This window comes from Burkholderia sp. HI4860, from assembly GCF_002223045.2.
In the GTDB taxonomy this organism is placed as follows: domain Bacteria; phylum Pseudomonadota; class Gammaproteobacteria; order Burkholderiales; family Burkholderiaceae; genus Burkholderia.
In genome coordinates, this window is sequence record NZ_NKFO02000001.1 from 217,996 (window position 1) to 236,551 (window position 18,556).

An 18,556-nucleotide genomic window follows, 5' to 3' on the forward strand; every position below is an offset into this window, starting at 1 on the left:
GCCGGCGAGCGCGACGGTAATCAGCGCGCCCGGGCCGTGACGCAGGAAACGGGTGGCAGTCGTGGCGATGGACGTCATGAAGTCTCTCGGAAAGGAGTTGTTGTTGATTCGAAGCGCGCGAATCTTACCCAAGCTTTCCGACGAAACCAGCGAATTGTTTTCCACTGCTTAATATCTGACGCAACACGTCAGGTTGAATCGTTTTCACCATCCGGGCGAGCCGTTTCGCCCGCCCGCTACCCGACGTTCATCGGCAGCAACACCATCTGCTTGCCCTCGACGTGCAGCCGCGCCTGCAGCTCGACGGGCGTCTGGTTGTGCAGCCAGGCCGTGAGGAAATTCACGCGGCGGAAGATCAGCTTGCTCGCGAAGCACACGGCGTTCGGGTATTCGTCGAGCGTCGACGAAGCCAGGTTCATGAACTCGACGACGGGGTTCGTGCCGAACGCGATCCGGTAGTCGGCCGCGATGCCGTGGCGGCGGCAGTGCGCGACATAGTAGTCGAGCGATTCGGTGATCGTGTGGCGCAGCCGTTCGAGATGCTCGTGACCGTCGTAGGCCTTCGCGTCGACTTCGCCGACCGCGAGGAAGATCACGTTGCGGAAGTGCCCGGGAAACAGCCGGTTGACCCACAGCAGCGCGTGCATGCTCGCGCCGCGATGCTTGCCGACCAGCAGCACGGCCGTCGGCTGCGACGGGTCGGGCTTGCCCGGCGCGGTGGCCTCGTCGACTTCGGGCGGCTTGCCCGAGAACAGCGCGTCTTCCTTCGCGAGCTGCGCGCGCGTATAGGCGTAGTGGCGGTTGATCATGAAGCACAGCGCGATCACCGCGCTCGTCACGAGCACCGTGAGCCAGCCGCCCGCCGTGAACTTCTCGATCAGCGTGATGACGAGCACGGTCGCCGTCACGCTCAGCCCGAGCGCCGACAGGAAGAAGTGCTTGAACCAGCCCTGCTGGCTGCGATGGCGCCACCAGTACGTGCACAGCCCGAGCAGCGACAGGCTGAACGTGAGGAACACGTTGATGCTGTACAGCACGACGAGCACGTCGACGTTGCCGTGCGTCCACAAGAGGATCAGCAGGCTCGACAGCCCGACGACGATGATGCCGTTCTGCCGCACGAGGCGCCCCGACAGGTCGCGGAAATGGCGCGGTACCCACGAATCCGATGCCATGTTCGACAGCACGGCCGGGCCGTCGAGGAAGCCCGTCTGCGCACCGACCAGCAGCAGCCCGGCCTCGAACGCGAGCACGGCCGCGAGCAACGCGTGGCGCGCGAAGGCCGAGCCGAGCCCGAGATGGTCGATCACGCTGCCGAACACGACCGCGTTGAGCGTCTGGCCGTCGACGGGCCGGGCGTGCCACAGCATGTACAGCAGGATGATGCCGCCGGCCGTGAACGCGAGCGACGTCGACATGTACCACATCGTCACCTTGCCGTTCGGCACGCGCGGATCGGCGAGCATGTTCACGTTGTTCGACACCGCCTCGAGGCCCGTATAAGTCCCGCCGCCGAGCGAGAACGCGCGCATCAGCAGCGCGAGCAGCACGAACAGGCCGAGCGACTGCGACATGCCGTGCGCTTCGTGCACGGCGTCGGGCACCACCATCGCGAGGCTGCTGCCGTGCACGGCGACGCCGTACACGATCAGCCCGAAGTGCAGGATCACGAAGCCGATGAAGATCGGCAGCAGCACCATGATCGATTCGCGCATCCCGCGGAAGTTGAGCCCTGTCATCATCAGGATCAGCACGATCTCGGTCGTGAGCTTGAACGCCTGCGCGCTCACCGGCAGCAGGCTGAAGAATGCGTCGACGCCGCTCGCGAGCGACGTCGCGACGGTCAGCACGTAGTCGACCAGCAGCGCCGCGCCGGATACCAGCCCCGGTTTCGAGCCGAGCAGCGACGTCGCGACGCGGTAGCCGCCGCCGCCGGTCGGGAACAGCTCGATCACCTGGTTGTAGCCGAGCGCGATGATGAACACGGTCGCCGCCGTCGCGAGCGCGAGGAACAGCGCGAGCGCATGGTGCTGGCCGAGCGCGAGAAACGCCTCCTCCGGGCCGTAGCACGACGACGACAGCCCGTCGGCGCCGAGCCCGACCCAGGCCAGCAGCGGCGTGACGGCGATCGCATGCCGCGTACGCGGATCGAGCGGGTCGAGCGGCTTTCCGACGAGCAACTGCCACACTTTCTGGAACGTGGTCATGGTCCCCTCCCGGCACGCCTGGCGCGACGCGCGGCGTGATCCTTTAAAGCTAATCGACGCACGGGCGCAACGCCAGTCCGCATCTTCCATAGGGGCCGCACGGCGGCCCGGCAGCGCTTTCAGCATGTAAGCGGACAACGCCGGCGGCCGCGCGCCGGATCGGCTGTTTACACGCATTCGCGCAACGCGGCGAACCTGCACGGCTCCCTTTCCGGCCGCGTTCGCATGCCTGGCGGCCCCGTCCGGCGCACCAGCCGACGCGCCGCCCAGGTTCGCCCGAAAGCGGCCGGCGGTGCGCGCCGCCCCCTTCCCCGCCCATGCCGATGCGACCGCCCCCCCGCGTCCCGGTCGTGCGTGGTTCCTCGCAATTCGACTTTTGTGCGCGCGCAACAATGGCGATGCCTCGCGCCCGGCGCCCTGCGGGAAACCCGTCTCCCGCTCGGCACCGGGCGCGACGGTTTTCAAAAACCACATCTCACGAGGACATACCATGCAACTCCAATCCCATCCCGCGTGCCGCCCGTTTTATGAAGCCGGCGAACTGACGCAACTGACTGCCTTTTATGAGGAGGGACGCAATGTCATGTGGATGATGCTGCGATCGGAGCCGCGGCCGTGCTTCAACCAGCAACTCGTTACCGACATCATCCATCTCGCACGCGTCGCACGCGATTCGGGCCTGCCGTTCGACTTCTGGGTGACGGGCTCGCTCGTCCCCGAGCTGTTCAACGTCGGCGGCGACCTGAGCTTTTTCGTCGACGCGATCCGCAGCGGCAAGCGCGACCTGCTGATGGCCTACGCGCGCTCGTGCATCGACGGCGTGTACGAGATCTACACGGGCTTCGGCACCGGGGCGATCTCGATCGCGATGGTCGAGGGCAGCGCGCTCGGCGGCGGCTTCGAGGCCGCGCTCGCGCATCACTACGTGCTCGCGCAGAAAGGCGTGAAGCTCGGGTTTCCCGAGATCGCGTTCAACCTGTTCCCGGGCATGGGCGGCTATTCGCTCGTCGCGCGCAAGGCCGACCGGGGCATTGCGGAGCAACTGATCTCGACCGGTGAAGCGCACGCGTCCGAGTGGTACGAGGATCGCGGGCTGGTCGACCAGACGTTCGACGCGGGCGACGCGTATCTCGCGACGCGCACCTTCATCGACGTGACGAAGCCGAAGCTGAACGGGGTGCGCGCGATGCTGCGCGCGCGCGAGCGGGTGTTCCAGCTGACGCGCTCCGAGCTGATGGACATCACGGAAGCCTGGGTGCATGCGGCGTTTACGATCGAGCCGAAGGATCTCGCGTACATGGAACGCCTCGTGATGCTGCAGAACCGGCGCGTGTCGAAGCTGCGCACGGTGTAATGCGACGGGCGCCGCCGGCGAGCGGCGGCGCCCGTTCGTGAACGAGGCTCAGGCGATCAGCCTGAGCTTCCTCGTCTCCGCGAGCCACGCCTCGAACGCCTGGGCCGGCATCGGGCGGGCGTAGTAGTAGCCCTGCGCATGATCGACGTCGAGCTGCTTGAGGAATTCGGCTTCCGCATGCGTTTCGACGCCTTCGGCGACCACCGCGAAATTCAGCGCCTTCGCGAGCGACACGACCGAGCGCACCAGCGCCTGCGAGCGCGGATTGCGGTCGATGCCCGTGATGAAGGTGCGGTCGAGCTTGATCGCGTCGAGCGGCAGGCGCGACAACTGCGACAGCGACGAATAGCCGGTGCCGAAATCGTCGAGATGGATCTGCGCGCCGAGCTGGCGGAACTGTCGCATCAGCCCGTTGGCCGCATCCTCGTCCTCGATGAAGCAGCTCTCGGTCAGCTCGATGTCGAGCAGGCCGGGCTTGAGCCCCGCGGCGTCGAGGATCGACGCGAGCTGGTGCACGATGTTCATGTCCTGCAACTGCCGGGCGGACACGTTCACCGCGATCCGGATGCCGAGCCCCTTCGCCTTCCACGCAGCGGCCTGCGCGGCCGCGGTACGCATCACCCAGCGCCCGAGCGGCGCGATCAGGCCCGACTCCTCCGCGAAGCGGATGAACTCGACCGGCGCGACGAGCCCGCGATCGGGCGACTGCCAGCGGATCAGCGCCTCGACGCCGTGCACGTCGCCGGTCGCGATATCGACGACCGGCTGGTAGTGCAGCACGAACTGCTCCTCTTCGAGCGCCTTGCGCAGGTTCGTGTCGAGCCACATGTACTTCGCGACCTTCTGGTTCATCTCCAGCGAGAACACGCGATACGTATGCTTGCCCTCTTCCTTCGCGACGTACATCGCGGTATCCGCGCTGCGGATCAGCGTCTCGAGCGAATCGCCGTGCTGCGGATGCATCGCGATGCCGATCGAGCAGCTCGTGTAGACCTCCATCAGCCCGAGATGAATCGGCGTGCGCAGCCGCTCGAGAATGATCTGCGCGGTCGCTTCGAGCAGCGGCCGCGTGCCGTGCTCGAACAGCACGAGGAATTCGTCGCCGCCGAGCCGCGCGAGCGTCGCGCCGGACGGCAGGCAGCCGCTGATGATCGCCGACACGTCCTGCAGCAGCCGGTCGCCGGTGATGTGCCCGTAGTGATCGTTGACGCGCTTGAAGTTGTCGAGATCGAGGAACAGGATGCCGACCTGCCCGCGCGTCGCGGCGGTCTCGGCGGCGATCGCCGCGTGGATGCGCTCGTTGATCGCATGGCGATTCGGCAGGCCGGTCAGCACGTCGGTGTTCGCGAGCTCGATGAGCCGCTGCTGCGCGCTGCGCTCCTCGGTGATGTCGATGCCCGAGCAGATCAGGAACTGCTCGTCGACGCCGCTGCCGCTCTGCACGAACTTGTTGCGGAACTGGAACAGGCGCGGCCCGTTGACCGTGTTGATGTAGCGCTCGACCGCGAACGAATGGTTACTCGCGAAAAATCCCGTGATGTTGCTGCGCGACTGCGCGCCCTGCTCGGGGGTCATGAACAGCTCGAACGCGCTGCGGCCGATCACGTCGACCTCGCGCTTGCCCGTCACTTCCTCGCACAGGCGGTTGAAGCGCTGCACCATCCCGTTGCGGTCGAGGATCACGACGAGCGAATTCACTTCGGACACGACCTGCTCGGCGAATGCGAGCCCGTGCGCGAGATCGCCCGCGACGGACTCGGCATCGGAATAGGCGGACGCCGTGCCGGCCCAGTTAGTCGTGTCGACCTTGCGACCGACGAGATGGAGCTTGACCGGCTCGCCGAACAGCGTGATGTCGAGCACCAGGTGCGACGTGACCCCGGTCAGCGCGCGGATGCACGCGGCCTGTTCGACCGTCAGCGCGACGGCCACGTTGGTCAGGCCGCGGACGGCCGCCAGTTCGAGTGCATTGCTGTCGCTGCCGAGACGCCAGCAGGGGCTGCGCGTACCGACGTGCGCCTCGAGCACCGCGCTATCGTTTTCGTCATCCATGGAGACGCCCCGATCCAGAAAAAACGCACAGTGTAGACGGAGGCGAGCCGGCCGGCCGCCCTGCCGGGCCGCGCGTGATGCGCGCCCGGCAGGGCGGCCGTAAGTGCCGTGATGATGGGCCTCGTCCCGTACTTGTTTCCCGCTAATGCGACCCGGCGTTCGCGCGTCATGCGCGCAGGTGCTGCCTAACGAATGATGAGAGCCATCTTATCAAATGACGATCAGGATTGGCACTCACATTTAGAGCAGAGTGTCAAGGAATTGGGACTCGATTGGCAAGCCGGATTTTTCATGATGGGCAACCGGCTCAATGGGGGTGGCGGCGCCGCGAAGCGGGTTCGGCGGGTGGGCTGAGCGCCCCGCCGGGCGGGCGTTTGCGGCTGATGCCGGCATTCGGGGAGCGCGCGATGAAGCGACTGCGGCGAAAGGGTCGGATCGCCCTCCGGCGACCCGACTTTCCGTCGAATTTGATTCCTTGGGTGCGTTAATGCGCGGATTTATTCCACAGTCCGTTGCAATGTCGGTCGAGCACCGGCGCGGCGCGCCGGCACCGGCTGCCCGGCTCAGCCCGCCGCGCCGTAGCCGCCGCCGCCCGGGGTTTCGACGACGAATACATCGCCCGGCGCCATCTGCGCGCGGGCGATATGGTCGAGCGCCTCGACCGTGCCGTCCGCGCGCTCGATCGTGTTGCGGCCCAGCGCGCCGGCCTCGCCGCCCGCCGCGCCGAACGGCGCGTGGATCCGGTTGTTCGACAGGATCGACGCGGTCATCGGCGCCAGGAAGCGGATCCGCCGCACCGCGCCGTCGCCGCCGCGCCAGCGCCCGCCGCCGCCCGACCCGGCGCGGATCCGGTGCGAGTCGAGCCGCACCGGGTAGCGCCATTCGAGCACCTCGGGATCGGTGAGCCGCGAGTTCGTCATGTGCGTCTGCACCGCGCCGACGCCCGCGAACCCGTCACCGGCGCCGCTGCCGCCCGCAATCGTCTCGTAGTACTGGTACTGATCGTTGCCGAATGTGAAGTTGTTCATCGTTCCCTGGCTCGACGCGACGCAGCCGAGCGCGCCGTACAGCGCGTTGGTGATCGCCGACGACGTCTCGACGTTGCCCGACACGACCGCCGCCGGATACTCGGGGTTCAGCATCGAGCGCGCGGGCACGATCACCGTGAGCGGCTTCAGGCAGCCGGCGTTCAGCGGGATGTCGTCGCCGACCAGCGTGCGGAACACGTACAGCACGGCGGCCATGCACACGGCCTTCGGCGCGTTGAAGTTGTTGTCGAGCTGCGCGGACGTGCCCGTGAAGTCGATTTCCGCGCGCCGCGCCGCCCGGTCGACGCGAATCGCGACGCGAATCTCCGCACCGTTGTCGAGCGGGTAGCGGTACGCGCCGTCCTGCAGCGCGCCGATCACGCGCCGCACGGCTTCTTCCGCGTTGTCCTGCACGTGCCCCATGAACGCGAGCACGACGTCGCGGCCGAACTGCGCGACCATCCGGCGCAACTCGTCGACGCCCTTCTGGTTCGCGGCGACCTGCGCGCGCAGGTCGGCCATGTTCTGCTCGACGTTGCGCGCCGGGTAGCGGCCCGATGCGAGCAGCGCGCGGGTGTCCGCGTCGCGCAGCGTGCCGGCCGACACGAGCTGCCAGTTGTCGATCAGCACACCCTCCTCGTCGATGTGGGTCGAATCGGGCGGCATCGAGCCCGGCGTCGTGCCGCCGATGTCCGCGTGGTGGCCGCGCGAGCCGACGTAGAACAGCGGCGTGTCCGAACCGTCCGCGAACACCGGCGTGATGACCGTCACGTCCGGCAGGTGCGTGCCGCCGTGATACGGGTCGTTCAGCATGAACACGTCGCCGTCGCGCATGCGGCCGCGGTTGCGCTCGATCACCGTGCGGATGCTCTCGCCCATCGACCCGAGGTGCACGGGCATGTGCGGCGCGTTCGCGATCAGGTTGCCGTCGCCGTCGAAGATCGCGCACGAGAAGTCGAGGCGCTCCTTGATGTTCACCGAGTACGCGGTGTTCTGCAGCCGCAGCCCCATCTGCTCGGCGATCGACATGAACAGGTTGTTGAAGATCTCGAGCCGCACCGGGTCGGCGTCGGTGCCGAGCGAGCGGCGCGTCGGCAGCGGCGTCGTGCGCGTCAGCACGAGGTTGCCCTGCGCGGTCATCTGCGCGCGCCAGCCGGGCTCGACGACGGTCGTGCCGTTCTGCTCCGCGACGATCGCGGGGCCGTCGATCGCGTCGCCAGCCCGCAGCGTGTCGCGCACGTAGAGCGCCGCGTCGTGCCATTGGCCGCCGGAATGAAAGCGCACCGCGGAATGGGCGCGCAGCGCGGCATCGTCGCCGTCGCCCGCGTGGCGCGGCGCGAGCGGGGCGATCTCCACCGGCGCGTCGGAGCGGCCGATCGCCTCGACCGACGCGAGCTCGGCGACGAGCGGCGTGCCGGGCATCAGGAACGCGTAGCGCTGCCGGTACGCGGCCTCGAACGCCTGCTGCATCTCGGCGACGCTGCCGGCCGGCACGTCGAGCGCCGAATCGGTGCCCTGGTAGCGCAGGTGCACGCGCCGCTCGGTCGCGATCCGCTCCGGCGGCACGCCCTGTTCGAGCAGCGCGCCGACGGCCTCGTCGGCCAGCCGGTCGAGTGCGGCATTCAGCGCCGGCAGCGAATCGTCGGACAACACGGCCTCGACCGCGCGCTCGCGCATCGCGGTCTGGTCGGCGAGGCCCATCCCGTATGCGGACAGCACGCCCGCCAGCGGATGCGCGAACACCTGCGTCATGCCGAGCGCATCGGCCACGCCGCACGCGTGCTGGCCGCCCGCGCCGCCGAACGTCGTCAGCACGTAGCGCGACACGTCGTGGCCGCGCTGCACGGAAATCTTCTTGATCGCGTTCGCCATGCTGCCGATCGCGATTTCCAGGAAGCCTTCGGCGAGCGCCTCGGGCGTCTCGCGCCGCCCGGTCGCCGCGTGAATCTCGTCGGCGAGCGCCGCGAACTTCGCGACCACGCCGTCGCGGTCGAGCGGTTCGTCCGCGTGCGGGCCAAATACGCGCGGGAAATGATCGGGCTGGATCTTGCCGAGCATCACGTTGCAGTCGGTCACCGTCAGCGGGCCGCCGCGCCGGTAGGCCGCCGGCCCCGGGTTCGCGCCGGCCGACTCGGGCCCGACGCGCAGCCGTGCGCCGTCGAAGCCGAGCACCGAGCCGCCGCCCGCGGCCACCGTGTGGATGCTCATCATCGGCGCGCGCATCCGCACGCCGGCCACCTGCGTCTCGAACACGCGCTCGAACTCGCCGTGGTAGTGCGACACGTCGGTCGACGTGCCGCCCATGTCGAAGCCGATCACGCGCTCGAAGCCGGCCGCCTGCGCGGCGCGCACCATCCCGACGATCCCGCCGGCCGGGCCCGACAGGATCGCGTCCTTGCCCTGGAACGCATCGGCGCGCGTCAGCCCGCCGCTGCTCTGCATGAACTGCAGGTTCACGCCCGGCATCTCGTGCGCGACCTGCTCGACGTAGCGGCGCAGGATCGGCGACAGGTAGGCATCGACGACGGTCGTATCGCCGCGCGACACCATCTTCATCAACGGCGACACCTCGTGCGACACCGACACCTGCGTGAAGCCGATCCGGCGCGCGAGTTCGGCCAGCATGCGTTCGTGCGCGGTGTAGCGATAGCCATGGATCAGCACGATCGCGAGCGCACGCACGCCCGAGTCGAACAGGCGGCGCAACGACGCTTCGGCCCCCTGAACGTCGAGCGGCACGACCACCTCGCCGTGCGCGCCGATGCGCTCGTCGATCTCGACGACGGTCTCGTACAGTGCATCCGGCAGCACGATGTCGAGATCGAACAGGCGCGGCCGGTTCTGGTACGCGATGCGCAGCACGTCGCGAAAGCCGCGCGTCGTCGCGAGCGCGGTGCGTTCGCCCTTGCGTTCGAGCAGCGCGTTGGTCGCGACCGTCGTGCCCATCTTCACCATGTCGACGTGCTCGGGCGTGATCGGCTCGCCGGCCGCGAGGCCGAGCAGGTGGCGAATGCCGGCCACGGCCGCGTCGCGGTACTGCTCGGGGTTCTCCGACAGCAGCTTGTGGGTGACGAGCGTGCCGTCGGGCCGGCGCGCGACGATGTCGGTGAAGGTGCCGCCGCGGTCGATCCAGAATTGCCAGCGTGCGGCGTCGGACGGAACGGTGGAAAGGTGTCGGTCAGTCATGATGTCGGGTCGATGCGTCGTTGAGTCGAGGGACGAGCGCCGCCGCACGGCGCGCGTCGCGCACCGTGTCACGGAGTCGATAAAGGGGGATGAAAACGAAGGGCGGGCCGCCCTTGCCGCTTACGCGGCGTCGAGTTCGCGGCCGCGGGTCTCGGGCAGCGTCAGCGCGGCGACGATCACCACGCCGTACGCGGCGACCGCGAAGAGGCCGATGCTCGTGCCGAGCCCGTATTGCTTGGACAGCGCGCCGATCATGAACGGGAACAGCGCTCCGATCGCGCGGCCCACGTTGTAGCAGAAGCCCTGGCCGGAACCGCGCACGCGGGTCGGGAACAGTTCGGTGAGGAACGCGCCCATCCCCGAGAAGATGCCCGATGCGAAGAAGCCGAGCGGGAAGCCGAGCCACAGCATCGACGCGTTGGTCAGGTTCAGCGACGTGTACGCGAACGCGATCACCATCGAGCCCACCGCGAACAGGATGAAGTTCGGCTTGCGGCCCAGGCGGTCGGTCAGGTACGCGCTCGTCAGGTAGCCGACCCACGAGCCGAAGATGATCATCGCGAGATAGCCGCCGGTGCCCATCACCGTGAGGTGACGCTCGGTCTTCAGGAAGGTCGGCAGCCACGTCGTGATCGCGTAGTAGCCGCCTTGCGCGCCCGTCGTCAGCAGCGCCGCGCGCAGCGTCGTCGTGATCAGCTTCGGCGCGAAGATCTCGGTGAGGCGCGGCGCATCGGCCACTTTTGCCTGCGCGGCCTTCTCCTTCTCGTAGACGTCCGGCTCCTTCACGTAGCGGCGGATCGCGACGACCAGCAGCGCGGGCGCGAGGCCGACGAGGAACAGCGCGCGCCACGCCTGCTCGGCCGGCAGCACCGAGAACAGCAGCGCATACAGCAGCGCGCACAGCCCCCAGCCGATCGCCCAGCCCGACTGCACGAGGCCGACCGCCTTGCCGCGGTCGCGCGCCCGGATCACTTCGCCGATCAGCACTGCGCCGGCCGTCCATTCGCCGCCGAAGCCGAAGCCCATGAGCGCGCGCGCCGCGAGCAACTGGTGATAGTTCTGCGCGAGCCCGCACAGCGCGGTGAACACCGCGAACCACAGCACGGTGAGCTGCAGCGTGCGCACGCGGCCGATCCGGTCGGACAGGATGCCGGCGATCCAGCCGCCGGCCGCCGACGCGAGCAGCGTGATCGTGCCGATGAAGCCCGCGTCCGCGAGCGAGATGCCCCAGGTCGCGACGAGCGTCGGGATCACGAACGACAGCATCTGCGTGTCCATCCCGTCGAGCATGTAGCCGACCTTGCAGCTCCAGAACGCGCGGCGCTCGCGCGGCTGCGCATCCCCGTACCACGAGAACAGGCCGCTGCGCTCGGGGCTCGCGGGCTCCGCGGCGTGCGCCGCGAGGGTCTTGCTTTCCATGGTGGTGCTCCTGTCGTTATGCGCCGTCGAATGGCGATCGTGCGTGCGGGGGTGTGTCGTGCGGGTGCGTCGTGCGGGTCATCGCCCCGGCTCAAAATACGGCCAGCGACGCGTTCGTGATGTCGGTCATCAGCATGTGGCCGGGCGTATGCGCGATCGCGATCGGCAGCTTCGCGTCCATCAGCGCGGTTTGCGGCGTCACGCCGCACGCCCAGAACACCGGAAGCTCGCCGTCGCGGATCGTCACCGCGTCGCCGAATTCGGGGGCGTTCAGGTCGGCGATGCCCAGCTCGCGCGGATCGCCGAGATGGATCGGCGCGCCGTGCACGCCCGGAAACCGGCTCGTGATCTGCACCGCGCGGATCGCGTCGGCGCCGCGCATCGGCCGCATCGACACGACGAGCTGGCCGCCGAAGATTCCCGCGCGGCGATTCGGAATCGACGTGCGGTACATCGGCACGTTGCGCCCCTCCTCCACATGGCGCAGGCCGATGCCTTCGCGGGCCAGCATGTCCTCGAACGAGAACGAGCAGCCGATCGCGAACACGACGAAATCGTCGCGCCACAGCGCTTCGAGCGATTCGACGCGTTCGGTCAGGCGGCCGTCGCGGTAGACGTTGTAGCTCGGCACGTCGGTGCGGATGTCGAGATCCTCGCCGAGCGCGTCGACCCGGAACGCGCCCGGTTCGCCGACGCCCAGCAGCGGGCAGGCTTTCGGGTTCGCCTGGCAGAAGCGCAGGAAATCGTGCGCGAACGCTTCGGGCAGGATCGCGAGGTTCGCTTGCGCGTACGGGCCGCAATGGCCGGCGGTCGGGCCGCGGAACGCGCCGTGGCGCACGGACTGGCGGAATTCGGAAGGGGTCATGAGGTTCTGTCGCAGATCGGTGTGTCGTCGGGATGACGGTGCCGTGTCATCGGTACAGCGAAGAGTAGAAAAGAAAAAATTTTGTCGCCAACGAGTTTTTTTGCGCTTCGTGTATAGAATTTCTTAACGGATCTCGGGGTTTTCCCCGGCTCCGTTCACTTTTCCTCACCGGCAAAGTGCGCGCTCACCCTCCGTCCGACCGCCATGAACACGCGTTTTCTCGAAACCTTCGTCACGCTCGCGAAGCTGCGCAACTTCCGCACGACGGCCGCCGCGCTGCACGCGACGCCGGCCGCGATCTCGCAGCGCCTGAAGGCGCTCGAGGACGAACTGCAGACGGTACTCGTCGACCGCGACAGCCGTGAATTCCGGCTCACGCCGAACGGCGAATACCTGCTCGGCTATGCGAAGGCCGTGGTCGAGGCGACGCAGGAGCTGCAGGCCGCGGCCTCCGGCGAGCGCGCGCTGCGCGGCAAGCTGCGGCTCGGCGTGATCGAGACCGTCGTGCACAGCTGGCTGCCGCACTACATGCGGCGGCTGGCGGCCGACTATCCGCAGCTCGAGATCGACCTGACCGTCGACGTCAGCGTCGTGCTGCAGCGCCGGCTGATGGCCGGCGAACTCGACCTGATCATCCGCGTGGAAGGCAGCGACGAGGCGTCGGTCGTGTGCGATGCGCTCGCGAACTATCCGGTGCGCTGGATCGCGCGCGCGGGGCTGCTGCCGAACACGCGCTCGGGGCTCGCCAGGCAGGTGCTGCGGCAGCCGATTCTCACCTATGGGCGGGGTACGGCGCCGCATCGTGCGCTCGAAGATATCGTCCGCACGCTCGCGCATGCGCATGGCGTGCCGTTGTCGGACACGCGCATCACCGGGTCGCCGTCGATCTCGGTGATCGTGCAGCTCGTGCGCGACGGGTTTGGCGTGGCGGCGATTCCCGTGCTGTTCGTCGACGCGTTGATCGAAAGTGGTGAAGTCGTGGAGTTGCCGCTGCAGCCGTCGCCGCCGTCGATCGTCGTGTCGATGTCGCGGCGGGCCGATGCGCCGCGGTTCGTGCATGGCGCGTCGATTGCGGCGCGGGCAGCGTGTCACGAGTATTGCGAGAAGAGCAAGCGGTTGTTGGTTGAGGCGCTTTGATGCGGTGTGCGTACCGCCATTCAACGGTAGCGCGCAAACAGAAAACTCATTTTTCTTTAACGAAAGTCAAAGTCCGAAAAATCGTATTCATCCCATAGTCGGCGTCGAATTTCCGCGTTATCAATCTCGCTCCACGTGATAGATGAGATCGATGATGAAGAATGCACGAGGCCGCGAAATGGTCCGCCTGGGTGACTCAACCGACCACGGCGGCGAAGTCGTCGAATGCGCGCATGACCTGACACATCTCGGAATTGGCGTAGCGCTTGATGGCCACGGCGTTCATTGTCCGAAATGCGGTGGCGTTTTTCCGTTGCTGGCGAGTGGCTGGCGCACGCATCGCGGCCGGCGCGTGGGCTATCACGGCGACAAGACCGGGTGCGGTGCGACCATCATTGGTCAGCGGACGACAGGGGCAGCGTAAATGGCGCTCTTTGCTCCGGCTCGCACGCTGTCACTTGCGGGCGCGGCGCTGCCGACTTACGGCGTGGATGCGCTGCCGGTATTCGTCCCGGTGCGCCTGCAAGGCACCGAAACCATCGGCCGCCTCGACGAATGCCGCTACCTCGTCACGCTGCGCACCGACGACGCCTATGCCGTTTCGCCGAGCCGCACGGCTGATCTCGATCTGGACAAGATAGTCGGCACGGAAGTCACCGTGTCGATCCAGCTGGAAGGCAATGGTCGGTTCATTCCCGGGCTCGCGGGTAACACCGGGCGCGGCAACATCGGGGCGCGTACGCGCGAGATCACCGGATTGGTCGAAGTGGCACGGCTTGCCGGTCAGGATCGTGACGCGATCCTGTACGAACTCGAACTGCGGCCATGGCTCTATCGCGCGACCCTCACGCAGGATTGCCGGCTGTTTCAGGATATGACCGTCGTTGAAATCACCGACGCAGTCCTCTCGAAGTATCCCTACCCCGTCGACAAGCGCCTTGGCGCCTTTCGGGGCGTCTACCCGAAACGCGACGTACAGCGACAGGCCTTTGAATCGGACTGGGCTTTCCTGCAACGCCTCTGGGAGGAATGGGGAATCTGGTGGTGGTTCGAACACGATGACGGCCATCACCGTCTGGTCCTGTGCGACACGATGGGCGGACACCAACCGCATGGCGAGGCTTACGAGACGTTGCGCTATCTGCCGCCTGGCGGTCAGCACATCGACGAGGAACACATTCACACGCTGTCCGTGACTAGTCGATTGACGGCAGGGTCCGTGAGCGTCACCGATTACGACTACACGAGGCCACGCGCGAGGCTTGGCGTGTCCGTGGAAGACCCTCGTCCGACGGCCAGCTCCGATGGCGAGATTTATGACTGGGGAGACTACAGTCAGCCGCTCGCCGGCGCCCAAGGGCTGACGGGCCAGCCGAACGATACGGAGTGGGAGGCGCGGCACTTCGCGCGTGTGCGGCTTGAGGCGCAGCGCTGTGCCGGGCGACGTGCGAGCGGTAAAGGAAGTCTGCGCGGCCTCACGGTCGGCCACACCTTCACGCTCATCGGCCATCCGCAGCAGGCGGCGAATCGTGAATACGTGGTTGTGTCCTGCACGCTCGATATCGAGGAAGTCGCAGGGCGAGCCGGCAGCGCGCAGACCTATCGCGCCGACGCGCAATTCGAACTGCTGCCCACGAACGAGCTGTTCCGGCTCGAGCGCAGCGTACGCAAACCCATTATGGGCGGCCCCGAGAAAGCGATTGTCGTCGGCCCCGCCGGGCAGGAGATCTGGACGGACCAATACGATCGAGTGAAGGTGCAATTCGCGTGGGACCGGCAAGGCCAGCACGACGAAAATTCCGGCATCTGGCTGCGTGTGCTGTCGCCTTGGCAAGGTGTAGACATGGGCGCGACGTTCGTCCCGCGTATCGGTCATGAGGTGGCGGTGTCGCATTACTACGGCGACCCGGATTTGCCGGTGATCATCGGGAGCGCCGTCAACGCGTTCCGCCAGCCTGCACTGGACCAACCGCACAACCACGCGGTGTCGGTCATTCGTGGCCGGGAACTCCATGGCACGGCATCCGGCCATCTGACGATCGACGATACGCGGGAACAAATCCAGACGCAGCTTGCCAGCGACGCGGGCACGTCGCAATTGAGTCTCGGCAATATCCGGCGCATTACCCGCAAGAAAGGGCGTGCCGATGCGCGTGGCAAAGGCTTCGATCTTCGGACCGATGACTGGGGCGTTGTCCGGGCGTTGAAGGGCATGCTCTTCTCGGCAGACGGACAACCGGGTGGCCCAGGCCACGCGAAGGACGCCAAGGAGGCGGTGGGTCGGCTGACGCAGGCGCGCGAGCTACAAGAAAGCCTTACGAATTTGGCGCAGCAGCACGACGCACAACAACGTGGTGCAGACCAGAGCGATGTAACCCGTGCGATCAAGGCGCGTTGCGATGCGATTCGGGGAACACCGTCCGGTACGGTGGATGAATTCCCGGAGCTGACGGAACCCGACATTGTGATGACCGGGCCGGCGGGGATTAGTCTTGCGGCCGAGCGCAGCACCCATATCGCGAGCGCAGAGGATGTGGCTGTGACGACCGGCCGGCATGTCGGGCTTGCCGTGGGGCGTTCGCTGTTCGCGAGCGTGTCGAATGCGTTTTCGCTGTTCGTGCACAAGGCGGGCATGGCGATGGTCGCCGCAGCGGGGAAAGTGCGGATCGAAGCACAAACCGATGGTGTCGACCTCACCGCAAAGAAGACCATCAACATCACGAGTACGACCGACAGTATCCATCTGCATGCGGCAGAGGAAATCGTGCTGCACGCAGGAAGCACGGAGGTTTGCATCAGCGATCAAGGTTACGTCGTGCGGACGGCTGGCGAGCATACGATCCACGCAGGCAGCCATCAGACAGACGCGGCGCAGGTGCGGCCGATGCGCCTGCCAGTCACGCCCGACAGCCCTGGGCAGTTTGCCGCACACTTTGTGCTGCTGGAACACGACGGTGGGTTTGCCCTGCCGAACCAGCCGTACCGGGTCACGCTCGACAACGGACGCGTGATCGAGGGCGTAAGTAACGAGCTGGGCGAAACGGAAGTCGTGACGAGCCATGACATCGCGTTCGGCACGGTGGAACTGCTGGCGGCGAGCGATCCGGACAAGGTGATTGCGGTGAACCGGGCGGCCATCGTGCGCGACAACACGACGCCTTACATCGCCCAGGCGCCGAACGCGGACAAGCGCACCACGACGATCAAAGGCAAGAAGGTCAGCACCCCGGAGCAGGGGGCGACATCCGAGCGTCAGCCGGCCGCGTTCGCGAGCTGCGATCCGCTCAACTTCGGGCTGCGCTTCCACCACTTCATCGACGGCGCTAATCAGGGCGATACGCCCCCGCACATGCCGGTGCGTCGCGATGTTGAGTATCCGGTGACGAAGACCTATACAGCGGCAATCAAGAAGGCACTCAATGAGATTGAGTGGGACAAATTCAGCACGTTGAATGGGAAAATACCAAACGCGCTAAAAACCAATATCAAACTCGCTGTTGGCAATATATTGAATACCGCCCTTCGCACGGGACCCTTCGGGTTACCGCGAGCAGGCACTGGTGATTTTTCAACCTCAGACGGCACACTTCCAGAAATCGACATTGTCAATGTAGATGACGGCGCAACCAAATACAACATGCGCCCGGATGTCAGCGCATCGTTTATCGGGAGTCACTGGGTAATAGCTATCCAGGAGAGAGAAATCGCAAATATCATTGCATCCTTTAATAAGGCGACCGCCTTGGATAGCATCTTGAAAGCCTTCGCGGATTTGATTTATCACGAAGCGCGACATTGCCAGCAGACATTCTGGATGATGGCCTTGCTTCAACAACACTCGAGCGACTATGCGATGTTCTCGCAAGCAATGCGGGTGTATGACGACAGTATGCGCAAAGATGTCCTTGACGCAGCCGGAAAGACGCAACTTCCAGATGACACGAGGGTAATAGCGGCGCTGCATCACATGTTGGTTTTTCACTATTACTGGATAATTTCTTACATGCAAAATCAGACAGGCGGAGCCTATGTGAAGCCCGACGTGCCGATTGCACAGGCCGAAGCATGCAAGCTGTTGCGAGTGTCGCCAGAAATGGCGGCCAAGATGGTGAGTTTCGAAAAGGGATACCGGAGCCAATTACATGAAGAAGATGCTTACGCGTGCGCAGAAGTGGTGCAAGCCTATTGGGACGATCCTAATCGTGCTTTCGTGCGTAACCCCGGTACATGCACAGGAGCCTACAGTGAATCACTTCGAGCCATTGGAAGAGGGATTTAGCATGCCAGCCACCGCGGACGAACAGCGAGCTGCAGTACGAAGGATCCTCAAAACTGCGATGGCGATCCTGCGGGAAGATCAGCCATTCGACCCAAGAAGCACAGCCATTGGGCAGCTCTATTCGACATGGACTAAGAAATCCGCCTACGGCGCTCTTTATCATTATGCCAATCGCTCCTTGGCCGAGACTACAATCGAACTTTTAACTCGAACAGATCCGGAAGATTACAACGACGACCGTTCGAAAGTGAAAATTGTTCCAGCCAAGGTAAGAATTGTGGTCGATGCAAGGGTCGCCAATCTACCTGACACGGAAATCAAATCACTTCTCCAGCTAGAAGACTATTGGATTGATCATCGAGGGAATCGCATATACAGGAATGAAATAATGGGGCGCACCCCAGACGCCCCCAATTTACAATCCTTTCGCTACCGCTCGAAATATATTCCGGGGAGTAAATTTCCGGTCGACGTCGATCTTGGTTACATAAATCCGCTAGATGGATCATCTCCGCAGAAATTGTGGATAGTCGAAATACGCCGTGCATACAAAATCTTGACGCCGGAGGAGCGCGAGCAGCGTCGCGTGGAGGAGCAACAGGCTAAGCGCCACAAATACGAGTTGATGAATCTGTGCACCGGCATGCTTTGCCCAGAAACAGGGATATGGCAGGGCTACACCAAGACTTCCAATTCGGATATTCATGTGATCAGGAAAGGTCAGAAATTTCCCGATGTCCGCAAGCTCACCCCTCGGGAGCAAGCAGAACGAAACCAGTACACGAACCTGTTTGAGCCTGGTCGGTGGATGTGGTTCGAGGAATATCAGGAACGATCGTAAGAACCATCCGATTGAGTTCGTACTGGCAAGCCCATACCGATGGAACGCGAAAGCCCGACGGGCGATTTGCACTCGCACGAAGAAGTACCTGGCCCCCTTCCCTCTTCAGACCTGGAACGCACGGGGCAAACCCGCTCGCCCAGCGATGCGCAAGCGAAACCAGCTAAACGCGGCCGCCGCCATCCGGT

General features: G+C 65.4%; 10 protein-coding genes. 5 read left to right on the forward strand and 5 right to left on the reverse strand.

The window, feature by feature from the left end; all coding sequences use genetic code 11:
* Positions 1-236: 236 nt before the first annotated feature.
* Complete coding sequence (locus tag CFB34_RS01030) at positions 237-2,207, reverse strand: APC family permease (protein ID WP_089443237.1); 1,971 nt, start codon at positions 2,205-2,207, stop codon at positions 237-239.
* A 490-nt stretch (positions 2,208-2,697) separates the two neighbouring features.
* Here CFB34_RS01030 and CFB34_RS01035 point away from each other — a divergent pair, with 490 nt between their 5' ends.
* Entirely contained in the window at positions 2,698-3,561 is an 864-nt protein-coding gene (locus tag CFB34_RS01035) for a crotonase/enoyl-CoA hydratase family protein (protein WP_089443238.1), read from the forward strand.
* 48 nt (positions 3,562-3,609) lie between these two features.
* Here CFB34_RS01035 and pdeR read toward each other — a convergent pair whose 3' ends face one another.
* The 4 genes from pdeR to CFB34_RS01055 all read right to left on the reverse strand — a co-directional run bounded on the left by pdeR (position 3,610) and on the right by CFB34_RS01055 (position 12,111).
* The gene (pdeR, locus tag CFB34_RS01040; RefSeq protein ID WP_089443239.1) at positions 3,610-5,613 is read right to left on the reverse strand and encodes a cyclic di-GMP phosphodiesterase; all 2,004 of its coding nucleotides are present in this window, start codon (positions 5,611-5,613) and stop codon (positions 3,610-3,612) included.
* Positions 5,614-6,176: 563 nt separating this feature from the next.
* A complete protein-coding gene (locus tag CFB34_RS01045) occupies positions 6,177-9,827 on the reverse strand; it encodes a hydantoinase B/oxoprolinase family protein (RefSeq protein WP_089443240.1) in 3,651 nt (1,216 codons plus the stop codon).
* 120 nt (positions 9,828-9,947) lie between these two features.
* Complete coding sequence (locus CFB34_RS01050; RefSeq protein WP_089443241.1) at positions 9,948-11,246, reverse strand: MFS transporter; 1,299 nt, start codon at positions 11,244-11,246, stop codon at positions 9,948-9,950.
* A 91-nt stretch (positions 11,247-11,337) separates the two neighbouring features.
* Positions 11,338-12,111, reverse strand: a complete 774-nt coding sequence (locus tag CFB34_RS01055; protein WP_089443242.1) for a putative hydro-lyase — start codon at positions 12,109-12,111, stop codon at positions 11,338-11,340.
* Between the two features lie 204 nt (positions 12,112-12,315).
* On the opposite strand from CFB34_RS01055, the gene CFB34_RS01060 reads away from it, so the two are divergent.
* From CFB34_RS01060 to CFB34_RS01075, 4 genes are all read left to right on the forward strand, one after another.
* Positions 12,316-13,248 (forward strand): LysR family transcriptional regulator, encoded by a 933-nt coding sequence (locus CFB34_RS01060; protein WP_089443243.1) that lies wholly within the window; start codon positions 12,316-12,318, stop codon positions 13,246-13,248.
* Positions 13,249-13,402: 154 nt separating this feature from the next.
* On the forward strand, positions 13,403-13,672 hold the full coding sequence (locus CFB34_RS01065; RefSeq protein ID WP_089443386.1) for a PAAR domain-containing protein: 270 nt from the start codon (positions 13,403-13,405) through the stop codon (positions 13,670-13,672).
* A complete protein-coding gene (tssI, locus tag CFB34_RS01070; protein WP_089443244.1) occupies positions 13,673-17,527 on the forward strand; it encodes a type VI secretion system Vgr family protein in 3,855 nt (1,284 codons plus the stop codon).
* On the forward strand, positions 17,493-18,368 hold the full coding sequence (locus CFB34_RS01075; protein ID WP_242808533.1) for a hypothetical protein: 876 nt from the start codon (positions 17,493-17,495) through the stop codon (positions 18,366-18,368). The genes tssI and CFB34_RS01075 overlap by 35 nt, the downstream gene beginning before the upstream one ends.
* Positions 18,369-18,556 lie beyond the last annotated feature (188 nt).